Annotated in this window: 11 protein-coding genes and 1 tRNA gene; 7 read left to right on the top strand and 5 right to left on the bottom strand. The window is 57.5% G+C overall.

Translation table 11 applies throughout. The features are described 5' to 3' along the window. Positions 1-19 precede the first annotated feature (19 nt). Positions 20-670: a tetratricopeptide repeat protein gene (locus ACFCTO_RS04555; RefSeq protein WP_292261092.1), complete on the top strand. Its 651-nt coding sequence runs from the start codon at positions 20-22 to the stop codon at positions 668-670. Here the strand turns inward: ACFCTO_RS04555 and gmhA are convergent, their stop codons facing one another. The 4 genes from gmhA to ACFCTO_RS04575 form a co-directional block, all read right to left on the bottom strand. Further along, the gene (gene gmhA, locus ACFCTO_RS04560; protein ID WP_292261089.1) at positions 671-1,228 is read right to left on the bottom strand and encodes a D-sedoheptulose 7-phosphate isomerase; all 558 of its coding nucleotides are present in this window, start codon (positions 1,226-1,228) and stop codon (positions 671-673) included. It lies immediately after the preceding gene. Continuing rightward, positions 1,225-1,803, bottom strand: a complete 579-nt coding sequence (locus ACFCTO_RS04565) for a beta-class carbonic anhydrase (protein WP_292299916.1) — start codon at positions 1,801-1,803, stop codon at positions 1,225-1,227. The genes gmhA and ACFCTO_RS04565 overlap by 4 nt, the downstream gene beginning before the upstream one ends. Before the next feature lie 10 nt (positions 1,804-1,813). Then, the gene (locus ACFCTO_RS04570; protein ID WP_292299915.1) at positions 1,814-3,172 is read right to left on the bottom strand and encodes an NAD(P)-dependent oxidoreductase; all 1,359 of its coding nucleotides are present in this window, start codon (positions 3,170-3,172) and stop codon (positions 1,814-1,816) included. A 57-nt stretch (positions 3,173-3,229) separates the two neighbouring features. Continuing rightward, positions 3,230-3,306, bottom strand: a tRNA-Arg gene (locus ACFCTO_RS04575). Positions 3,307-3,487: 181 nt separating this feature from the next. On the opposite strand from ACFCTO_RS04575, the gene murQ reads away from it, so the two are divergent. From murQ to ACFCTO_RS04590, 3 genes are read left to right on the top strand one after another with little or no spacing between them, the layout of a single operon-like run. Beyond that, on the top strand, positions 3,488-4,402 hold the full coding sequence (gene murQ / locus ACFCTO_RS04580; RefSeq protein ID WP_292261081.1) for an N-acetylmuramic acid 6-phosphate etherase: 915 nt from the start codon (positions 3,488-3,490) through the stop codon (positions 4,400-4,402). After that, positions 4,389-5,771 carry a PTS transporter subunit EIIC gene (locus tag ACFCTO_RS04585; protein WP_020311687.1) on the top strand — a complete coding sequence of 461 codons (1,383 nt, stop codon included), beginning with the start codon at positions 4,389-4,391 and terminating at the stop codon, positions 5,769-5,771. Before murQ ends, ACFCTO_RS04585 begins: the two co-directional genes overlap by 14 nt. Then, the gene (locus tag ACFCTO_RS04590) at positions 5,772-6,854 is read left to right on the top strand and encodes a DUF871 domain-containing protein (protein ID WP_292299913.1); all 1,083 of its coding nucleotides are present in this window, start codon (positions 5,772-5,774) and stop codon (positions 6,852-6,854) included. It begins immediately after the preceding gene. Here ACFCTO_RS04590 and ACFCTO_RS04595 read toward each other — a convergent pair. Continuing rightward, complete coding sequence (locus ACFCTO_RS04595; protein ID WP_292261097.1) at positions 6,844-7,719, bottom strand: EamA family transporter; 876 nt, start codon at positions 7,717-7,719, stop codon at positions 6,844-6,846. The two genes, ACFCTO_RS04590 and ACFCTO_RS04595, sit on opposite strands and share 11 nt — an antisense overlap. A gap of 139 nt (positions 7,720-7,858) precedes the next feature. Between ACFCTO_RS04595 and ACFCTO_RS04600 the strand changes: the two genes are divergently transcribed. The 3 genes from ACFCTO_RS04600 to ACFCTO_RS04610 form a co-directional block, all read left to right on the top strand. Continuing rightward, a complete protein-coding gene (locus ACFCTO_RS04600; protein ID WP_292299912.1) occupies positions 7,859-8,779 on the top strand; it encodes an NYN domain-containing protein in 921 nt (306 codons plus the stop codon). Between the two features lie 29 nt (positions 8,780-8,808). Further along, complete coding sequence (locus tag ACFCTO_RS04605) at positions 8,809-9,930, top strand: 3'-5' exonuclease family protein (RefSeq protein WP_292261072.1); 1,122 nt, start codon at positions 8,809-8,811, stop codon at positions 9,928-9,930. A gap of 634 nt (positions 9,931-10,564) precedes the next feature. Continuing rightward, on the top strand, positions 10,565-11,235 hold a 671-nt coding region (locus ACFCTO_RS04610; RefSeq protein ID WP_499876454.1), incomplete at its 3' end, for a transposase.

Raw genomic sequence — 11,235 nt, forward strand, 5'->3', positions numbered from 1 at the left:
GACGAACAGGAGAATGAACATGAAGAACAAACACTTGGCCATCCTGCTCCTGCTGGCCCTGGCTGCCGGGAGCGGCGGATGCAGTACACAGCCATCCCAGCCCCAGCCGGCTCAGACGGCACAGGACGTACAGGCTCCATCAGCACCGGCCATCCAGGCCGATTCGCAGGCTTACAGCGACGAAGGCCTGAAAAAATACCAGGCCGGCGATTATGCCGGGGCACTGAACGATTTCGACAAGGCCCTTTCCCTCGACGCCAACAACTATCAGGCCTTGAGCAATAAGGGCGTCACCCTGGCCATGCGCGGCAACAGCACAGGCAGCAAAAACGACGTCTCCCAGGGCATCGAGCTCATTGAAAAAGCGCTGAAAATAGCCCCGAAAGACGTCGCTTCTTTCTACAACCTGGCCTTAGCCTATAAAATTGACGGCCAATACGACAAGGCCCTGACGTATTTCAAGAACGTCATCGCCGCCGACCCGGGAAATACCTGGAGTTACTACGGCATCGCCACCATCTACGGCGACCTGGGCAAAGCCGACCAGGCCCTGCCCTATCTGAAGCAGGCCATCGACCTGGGCGGTGAAGACGTCCGCCAGGCAGCCCGGACGCAGAGCCATTTCGATAAGATACGGAACAACAAACAGTTCCAGCAAATCGTCGGCTGATTACATGTCTTCCTCAGCGATTTCGCAGAGGATATGGCCGATCATGATATGCATTTCCTGGGCCCGTGCCGTCACTTTGGCCGGTACGGCCAGGCAGATATCGCAGGCCTCCTTCATCTTGCCGCCGCCATAAGCGGTCAGGCCGATGACAGTGAGGCCTTTTTCACGGGCTGCATCGATGGCTTCCAGGACGTTCTGGCTGTTGCCGGACGTAGAAATGCCGACCAGGACGTCGCCTTTTTCGCCTAAGGCCCGGACCTGGCGGGCAAAGACCGTATCGAAGCCATAATCATTGCCGACGGCCGTCAGGATCGACGTGTCGACGGTCAGGGCGATGGCCGGGAACGGGCGCCGTTCCTTTTGGAAGCGGCCGACGATTTCCGCGGCTAAATGCTGGGAATCGGCAGCACTGCCGCCGTTGCCGCAAAAAAGTATCTTGTGACCAGAAGCCAGGGCCTCTTTGAACAGAGCCCCGGCTTTTTCAATATCCGGGATCAAATCCATCGTCGCCTCGAGGACGGCGGCGTGGTCTTTCATTCGTTGTGTGACCAGACTCATAATACCTCCTGTTCCTGGCCTTCTCCATCATCGACGACGCGGATTTCACCGGTGTGCGGATGGATGACCATACCATAAATCGTAAGGGATGAAGGCAAGTAGGGATTGGCCCGCAGGCGGCGGACCGTATCGCAGACAGACGCGCCGATATCGGTAATGGGGTCGGCCCACTGTTCCAGCTTGGGCCGGACGGCGGCGATGGCCTTTTCGTCAATACCTTCTTCGGCCATATGGCGGCACAGGCTGTCTGCCGTCGTCTTGAGCATGCCGCAGTCGTCATGGCCCATGACGATGATGTCGTGGACGTGCAATTCGTAGACGGCGACCATGAGGCTGCCGATGACGCTGTCAAAGTCTTCAAAAGCCGTATTACCGGCGACTTTGATGAGTTTGGCTTCGCCCCGGGCGAGGCCCATGGCCGGTTCGAGGAAACTCAAGAGGCGCGTGTCCATGCAGGTCAGAACGGCCAGGTTGCGGCTCGGGTACTTGCTGACCTCATCGAAACCGCCCTGGGACAGGGATTGTTTGACAAAATTTTCATTGGCTTTCAATATCTGTCGTGTCAATTCACTCATAGGGGCCTCCTCATGCTTTGGCAGCAGCCAAGACTTTCTTGGCTTTCAGGTACTGGTCGATACCTTCGGCAGTCTTACGCCCTTCGCGCATGGCCAGGACGACGGTCTGCGGCTTGTGGACGATATCTCCGGCAGCAAAGACGCCTTCTTTGCTGGTCAGGCCATAAGGCAGGTCTTTGACGGCGATGTAGCCATCGTCATTGGCATCGACGCCGAGAGCTTTGACGACGGACAGTTCCGGCTTGTTGCCGATGGCGGCGATGATCTTATTGGCCGGGACGACGCCGAATTCTCCCGTCGGTACCATGGTGGCATCTTCGAGGATCTGCTGTTTTTCGTATTTCAGGCCTTCTACATGGTCCGTCCCGACGACGGCTTTCGGTGCCGAATAGAACTGGAACTGGACGCCATCGGCCTTGGCTTCTTCGTATTCCGACGGCAGGCACTTCATGTTCTTTTCAGCCCGGCGGTAGACGATCTTGACGTCCGCACCGAGGCGCAGCGACGTGCGGGCCGCATCGATGGCGACGTTGCCGGCGCCGACGACGATGACCTGGTCGCCTTTCTGGACGGGCAGGTCTGCCAGTTCGACTTCACCGGTCTGGACGCGCTGGACATCGCGCAGGAACTGTTCGGCATCGACGACGCCGTCGATAGTGTCGTTGTCCACGCCGAGGTTCCAGGCATTCATCGTGCCGATGGCGATGAAGACGGCATCGAAATCACGCTGCAGTTCGTCCAGGGATTTGTCGACGCCGATTTTGACGTTATATTCGATGGTGACGCCCATAGCCGTCAGGGCCTGGGCTTCGCGCTGCAATAATTCCTTATGGAGCCGGAAAGTCGGGATGCCGTAAGTCATGGTACCGCCGGGCTGGGAAGCGGCTTCAAAGATGGTTACATCGTAATCGCGGCCAGCCAGTTCCCGCGCAGCTGCCATGCCGGCCGGGCCGCAGCCGATGATGGCCACACGACCTTCTGTTTTACGGCTGACCGGCTGCGGCAGGAAGCCGCCGTCCAGGGCCATGTCCGCTACGAAGCGTTCGAGTTTGCCGATTTCGACGTGTTTGCCTTTTTTGCCGAGGACGCAGTGGCCTTCGCACTGCTTTTCTCTCGGACAGATGCGGCCGCAGATAGCCGGCAAATCACTGCGGTGATAGATGTGTTCAGCAGCGGCGCCGAAATCGCCCAGGGTCATGGCATGGATGAACTGAGGGATTTCATTTTCAATGGGGCAGCCTTTGCGGCACTGCGGTACTTTGCAATTCAGGCAGCGTTTGGCTTCGGCAACGGCTTCAGCCAGGGTATAATCGGCATCATGCATGACTTCTTCATGGAAAGAAGCCAGCCGGTTCTTGGTATCGGACATGAGGAGACCCACCTTTCCGGATTATAAAATGATTAGATTGTATTCAAGATAAAAAAATGGTGCGCCCAAGATGACTCGAACATCCGACACGCAGTTTAGGAAACTGCTGCTCTATCCAGCTGAGCTATGGGCGCACAGGGCACACAGGTCTGCTGCGTGCAGATTAATCATACCATGAAACGGCAAAAAAATAAAGGTGCTGGCTCATGAAAAAAAGGCCTATTGCAAGTCTTTCAAACACTCTCTATAATTAGAGATGTGTATATTGTTCCCAAGCGGCAATAGCCACGACTGCATGAAAGAAAGGAATCAAGCATGATAAATTTAGAAACCCTGGCTACGGAACAGCAGAACAGCCATAGCCAGCATATCGACAGCGTATCGACCGAAGATATGCTGCGCATCATAAATGAAGAAGACCATAAAGTCGCCGATGCCGTCGGCGCCATCATCCCGGCCATCGCCCAAGCCGTCGACACCATTGCCGATAAATTGCGCCGCGGCGGCCGCCTGTTCTATATGGGCTCGGGCACGTCCGGCCGCTTGGGCATCCTCGACGCCGTCGAATGTCCGCCGACGTACAGCACCGACCCGGAACGCATCCAGGGCCTCATTGCCGGCGGTTATGAAGCCATCTTTCGGGCCAAAGAAGGGGCTGAAGACTCGCCGGAGCTGGGTCGGCAGGATTTGATAGACAAAAACCTGACGGCTGACGACGTCGTCGTCGGCCTCAGCGCCTCGGGCCGGACGCCTTATGTCGTCGGCGGCCTGACCTATGCGGCCTCGGTCGGAGCCGCTACCATCGCCATCGACTGTTCGCCTCATTCGGCCATCGGCCGTTGTGCCGACATCGACCTCTGTGCCGTCGTCGGCCCGGAAGTCGTCACGGGCTCGACGCGCATGAAAGCCGGCACGGCCCAGAAGATGATCGCCAACATGTTGTCTACAGGCGCCATGATCCGCCTGGGCAAAGTCTATGGCAACCTCATGGTCGACGTCAAGTCGTCCAATCAGAAATTAGAAGAACGGGCGCGGCGCATCGTCATGACGGCGACGGGCTGCAGTCGCCAGGAGGCCATCGAAGCCCTCAGGGAAAGTCAGGGCCGGGCCAAGACGGCCATCGTCATGGTCCTCCTGCACATCCCGGCCAGCGAAGCCGAAGACCGCCTGACAGCGGCCCAGGGCTATGTCGCCGCCGTCCTCAAGGAGGCTGCCCATGGATTACGATAAACTGGCACGGGCCATCTACGATATCACCGGTCCGGCAGGCAATATCGAAAAGGCTTACAATTGCATGACCCGCCTGCGCCTGACCGTAAAGGATGAACACTTTAGCAAAGACGACCTGGCCAAACTGCCCGGCGTCATGGGCATCAACAAATCCGGTGACGAATGGCAGATCATCGTCGGCCCGGGCAAGGCGACCAAACTATACCAGGCCTTTGCCCCCTTAGTCGAAGCAGGCCGTAAAGAACAGCCGGCGGCCGCTGCGCCAGATGCCGGCGACGATAAGCAGGGGCCCTTCGACGGCCAGGCCCTTCACGAAGAAATACGCCGCAAGAACGCGACGCCGGCCAAACTGGCCCTGAAGAAAATCGCCCATATCTTCGTGCCCATCATTCCGGCCTTCATCGCCTGCGGCCTGATCACGGGCCTGCTCAACGTGGCCTTCAAGATGGACCCGTCCCTGGCGGCCCAGCCGCTGATGCAGGTCCTGGCCATTGCCGGCAATGCCGCCTTTTATGGCCTGAACATCTTCGTCGGCATCAATGCGGCTAAGGAATTCGGCGGCTCGCCCATGCTGGGCGGCGTCATGGCAGCCATCCTCAGCCATCCGAACCTGGCTCAGATCAATCTCTTCGGCGAATCCCTGGTCCCTGGCCGGGGCGGCATCATCGCCGTCCTCCTGGTCGTCTTCTTTTCATCGTGGCTGGAAAAGAAGCTCCACCGCCTCGTCCCGGATATGTTCGACCTCTTCGTCACGCCCTTCCTGGTCGTCGTCATTTCGACCTTCGTGGCCCTCTTCCTCTGCCAGCCCCTGGGCGGCTATCTGTCAGAAGCCATCGGCTATGCAGCGACGGAATCCATCGGGACCGGCGGCGCCGTGACGGGCTTCATCCTGGGCGGGACCTTCCTGCCCATGGTCATGGTCGGCATCCATCAGGGCCTGACGCCGATCCACGCGGAACTCCTATCGCGCTACGGCGTGACCATTCTCCTGCCCATCCTGGCCATGGCCGGCGGCGGCCAGGTCGGCGCGGCTATCGCCGTCTATGCCAAGACGAAGAACAAGGCCCTGCGCAAGACCATCGCCTCGGCCCTGCCCGTCGGCCTCATGGGCGTCGGCGAACCACTCATCTACGGCGTCACCCTGCCCCTGGGCAAGCCCTTCATCGGGGCCTGCATCGGCGGGGCCTTTGGCGGCGCCGTCCAGGCCGCCTACATGGTCGGCGCCGCGACGATCGGCATTTCCGGCCTGCCTCTGGCAGCCAGTACGGACAACATCCCCATGTATTTATTAGGACTCGTCACAGCCTACGTGGCCGGCTTCATTGCAACCTGGCTCTTGGGTTTCGACGACCCGAAGGAGGGTGAATAAATGGAAACGGGTATTTCCGTCTATCCCGGCCTGGGAGGGACGATCCAAGAAAAAACGGCCCGCATCGAACGGGCCGCTGCCCTGGGGATGACGCGGCTCTTTACGTCATTCCACATCCCCGAAACGGACCCGGCAGCCTTCCGCAAGGAACTGCAGGCCGTCCTGGACACAGCCCGGCAATGTCAGCTCGACATCGTCGCCGACGTATCGCCGGCCTCGGCAGCCTGCCTGGGCATGGACCGTTTCGATCCGGAAGCTATCGCCAAGCTGGGCATTACAACTGTCCGCTTTGACGACGGTTTCGATGCAGCCAAGCTGGCTATGTACAGCCACATCGTCCGCGTCCAGGTCAACGCGTCGACGCTGACCCAGAAAGACCTGGAAGACCTCCAGAAGAATGGCGCCCAGCTGGACCACATCGACAGCCTGCACAACTTCTATCCCCGTCCCCACACGGGCCTGGCCCTCGACTATTTCAAGACCCAGACGGACAGGCTCCACGCCTATGGCCTGTCCGTCGGCGCCTTCGTCGCCAGCCAGGCCGGCCAACGGGCACCGCTGTATGAAGGCCTGCCGACGCTGGAATTCCACCGCCATCAGGACGTCAGCCTGGCAGCCCGCCACTTGGCCGCCCTGGGCGTCCAGTCCGTCTTCATCGGCGACGACAAGCCAGCCGATAAAGAACTGCGCGACCTGGCCCGGGCCGGCCGGGAAGAAACGGACGTCGTCGTCATCAAGGCCAAACTCCTCAGCCGGGAACCGCACATCCAGGACCTGTTGTCCTATACCTTCACGGCCCGGCCCGACCCGTCGCGGGATGTCATCCGCGCAAATGGCAGCCGGGCTCATCTAGACGGCCGCATCATCGAACCGGACAGCGACATCTTCCGCAGTCTCCACCGCGGCGACATCACCCTGGACAACGCCGATTTCCTGCGTTATATGGGCGAAGTCCAGATCGTCAAATGTGAACTGCCGCCGGAAGAGCGGACCAACATCGTCGCCAAAGTCGTGCCGAACGAAGAATTTCTCCTCGACTATATCACGCCGGGCCGGAAATTCCGCTTTGAATTCATCCGTTAGCGGATCCGGACCTGGCCAGGAGGATGACCGCCCCCAGGATACAGGCCATGCCGGCCGCCCCGGTCAGGGTCAGGGCTTCATGGAAAATAGCGATGCCGACGACTGTCGACGTCAGCGGTTCCACGGAGGCCAGGATAGATGCCCGGCCCGCTTCCATATGCTTCAGGCCCATCGTATAGAGGCCAAAGGGCAGAGCCGTCGACATCAGACCGAGAAGGGCAAAGAGGAGGCCCGTATAGGGTACGGCGGCGGCCAGGGAAAGGATCATGCCGAAATGGCAGAAAGGCAGGAGCCCTGAAGACGCGATGATGAAGGTCCAGGCCGTGACCGTCAGGGGTTCATATTTCGCCAGGGCATAGCGGCCAAAAATGGAATAGAGGGCGTAGCCGAAGCCGCTGCCCAGACCGGCCAGGATACCGGCAGCCTCGACATGCCCCATGCCTAAGCCGCTGACCAGGACGCAGCCGACAAAGGCCAGGACCAGGCAGAACCCCTTGCGCCGCGTAAAGCGTTCATGGAAAAGGAAGATAGAAAAGACCATGACGATACTCGGCGCCGTATAGAGCAGGATAGCCGCGACGGACAAGGTCGTCAATTCGATGGCTGTGAAGTAGCAGATATTGAAAAAGACGATGCTCCCCAGGCCGGTCCCCAGGAACATCCAGATATCCCGCGGCGCAATGGCCAGGCTGCGGGGCTGGCGGAATAGGGCGACGCCAGCCATGGCGATGGCCGTGACCAGGGCCCGGCCAAAGGTAATCTGTAAGGGCGACAGGCCATAGGCCGACAGCTGGCGGGTAAACAGGCCGATGATGCCCCAGCAGATACCGGCTGCGACGACGCAGAAAGGCGCCATATGTTCCATTTTCACGCGTATCACCTTCTTAAAAAAAATAGGCCTGGCGAAGGATAAACGCCTTCGTTCCAGCCTTGGTTTTATTATAGCACAGTTATTATGGATGATGATATAATAAAAAAGTAATGTAAACAGAGGTAATCAAATTATGAATCAAGAAATGAAACTCGCCGTCCTCATCGACGCCGAAAATATTTCCAGCAAATACATCGACGTCATCTTATCTGAAGCGAATAATCTCGGCGATGTCATCTACAAACGCATTTACGGCAACTGGACGACGCCCCAGATGGCGTCGTGGCGCAATACCATTTTAGATAACGCCATCCAGCCCGTCCAGCAGTACAGCAATACGATCCGCAAGAATTCGTCCGACTCGGCCCTCATCATCGACACGATGGACTTATTGTACCAGAGCAACCTCGACGGCTTCTGCATCGTCTCGTCAGACAGTGATTTCACCCGCCTGGCTTCGCGCCTGCGGGAATCGCAGAAATATGTCCTCGGTATGGGCGAAAGCAAGACGCCCCGATCCTTCATCTCGGCCTGCAACAAGTTCCTCTACCTCGACGTCCTTTGGGAAGAAGCCGAAGAACACGAAGCCGGTGACCACGAAGGCACGGACCATGAAGAAGCCCAGGCCGAACATACCAGTCCGCAGGCTAAGGCCGAAAAGCCAGAAGCCGATAATCATGCCAGCGAAACGCCGGCAGCCCGTCCGCTGACACCGCCGGAAACGATGCCCCTCCACGGCAAGACACCGGGGAAAGATTTCTCCACCATCCGTCAGGCGCTCATCAAGCTGACCGAAGAAAATTCCGACGACAACGGCTGGATTTTCTCGGGTACCCTGGGAAATCTCCTGAGCAAGCAGTTCTCCGACTTCGACGTCCGCAATTTCGGCTACAAGAAATTCGTTCCCTTCATCGAATCGCTGAAACTCTTCGACGTCAATACCTTTACAGACGAAAAGAACAGCACAGTCAAGCACAACTACTTCAAGCTCAAACAAACGCCTAAGCGGCCGCGGCGCACGTTCCGCCCCTACTATAAACAGCGAGGCCGTTAAAACCACTCGATTCACGGAGGATACCCGCCATGGATGCGAATACACAAAAGGCGCTGGAATCGCTGCGCCGGCGAAAGGTCAATTCGTCCATCGCCATCGCAGCGGACCTGGCCAACGACAACTTAAACAGTATCTGCCGCCTGGCGCTGGCCTGGATCAGCGACGGCAATGTCCACGGCATTTCCTATTTCATCAAGCCCCGGGAAGGCCCGGTCCAGGCACACAACCTGACGGAAGCCATGCTGGCCGACAGCAAGCCTTTCGATGTCGTCTGGGATGAAGACATTGCCTTTCTCCTCAAAGACGCCGTCCTCTCTGCCTACCGCTCGGAACGGCTCTTTCCGGCCATCAAGGCCAGCTATGAAGCATCCGGGCGGGAACTGCCCCTGAAGGATGTCTACATCCGGGACTTGAAATTCCTGGCCTCGACGTACATGCCCAACCTGGCCAATGATTCGCTGACGTCGATCCTGCACCGCATGAAGATCCCCGTCGACATGGACAATGCCCTGAGCCGGGCCATGGCCTGCATCTGCGGCCTGAACTGGCTGGAAAACCTCTATCCCATTTCCAGCTACGGTATCCCCTTGTCGGCCATCCTGGCCGGTGCCCTCCAGGGCCAGCCGGAAGAAGTCGTCGAGACGCGGGAAGAACGGGAAGCGCGGGAAGAAAAGGAAGCCAAATACGCCAAACTGACGTATTACACGAAGATGCTCTTCCTGCCCTTCGTCATCTTCTGCCTGTTCATCACCATCTATTACGTCCACCGCTATGGAGAAGCCGAACAAACCAATGTCAACTTCTCCCGCTATTCAGCCAGCGGTGTCCCGGAACTGAGCGACGAGGAAAAAGAAGCGCAGCAGGAAAAGAATCGCCTGCCCTCGAACAGCGGCCGCTACCTCATGATGCGCGGGACCTACGTCATCCCCGACGAGACGACCATTCCCACCTTCCTCAAAGCCAGCCACGACCGCGATATGGAAACAATCCGCTCCCTCGTCCGGTCCGACAAGATACTGGTCTTTGCCAAGCCGACGCGCATCCAGATTACCGGTGACAAAGACAAGAACGGCTTCGTCCCCGTCCAAATTCTGGAAGGCGACTACGCCAATCGCACGGGCTTCGCCTCAGACGATATGATAAGTAAATAAAAAAGGGCCTGTCGCACGTAATCGTGCACAGGCTCTTTTTCTGTATGCAAAAATATCATAGCTTTATAGTCATTCTTCGGGATTTGTTTGCTCGGACTTAGAAGCGGCTTTGCCGCAATAGACTCTGGAAATCAGGCGCAGGAGCGCCCAAAGGCTCCCCTTCATAGGGGAGCTGGCCGCCAACGGCGGTCTGAGGGGTTCTTCTGAAGAGGTTGGCATCGGCCACCTGGCCCCTGGCGGGTTCGCGTGCTCCACTCCTCTTGCCGAGAGTGCCATTTGCTGGCGTGCTGAAACTCGCTGCGCTCAAACAAAGCAGCACGCCGGACGCAAATAGCACGCACGGCATCCGGCACGGCCTATCCGGACCATGCCGGACCGAGGACGTTCCCGCAATGTCACCCACCAGGGGCCAGGCAGCCGTATCCATTAGGGCTAAACAAAAAATCCGAAAAAAGCAAATCCCGGACTGTAAAAAGCCCGGGACTGCGCGTAAAATAGAGTTATGAAGACACTAAATACGCATGTTAATTATACAATATGGGAAGCGCCTTATCAACTGTCACTTCCCTTGAATATTTCATTCCAGATTCCAGATGACGATCCCGTGCGGTTAGTGAAGCTGCTCATAGAAAGGATGGATTTATCACCACTGTACCATACGTATTCTCGTATCGAGAAAAATCAGGCTTCACCACGCCAGTTACTGGCCATCGTCATTTATGCCAGCATGAACCAGATTTTCAGTTCCCGCCGTATCGAATCAGCCTGCCGAAGAGATTTGAATTTCCAATATCTGCTGGAAGGGAAACCCATTCCCAATCATGCGACTATCGCCCGTTTCCGTTCTCATCATATGGCGGCATGCAGCCAGACCTTGTTTGCCGACATGGATGCCGTCTTGGTTCAGGCCGGGGCCTTATCGCTGAAGAACTTGTTCATCGATGGGACAAAAATCGAGTCTGTTGCCAATAAATACACCTTTGTCTGGAAGAAGAGTGTCACGAAACGGCAGGCCAAAGTATTAGCAGCGATTCCGGGCTTTATTCTCCAGACCCAGGAACTCTTTGGCATCCAAGTGCTTCATACCCACGCTGTCCATCGGTACCATTTACGTCGGCTGCTGGGAAAACTGAAACGGCTTCAACGCGAAGGGCACGTCGTATTCGTCCATGGCAAAGGCCATCGTAAGACGCCACTACAAAAGGCAATGGAAAAAACCGAGTATTTCCTGCATAAGACAAAAGAGTATGCCGTCCAGCTTCATTACTGCGGGGACCGGAACAGCTATGCCAAGACCGATATCGA

Origin of the sequence: Megasphaera indica (assembly GCF_046614755.1) — a bacterium.
Taxonomy (GTDB): Bacteria; Bacillota; Negativicutes; order Veillonellales; family Megasphaeraceae; genus Megasphaera; species Megasphaera intestinihominis.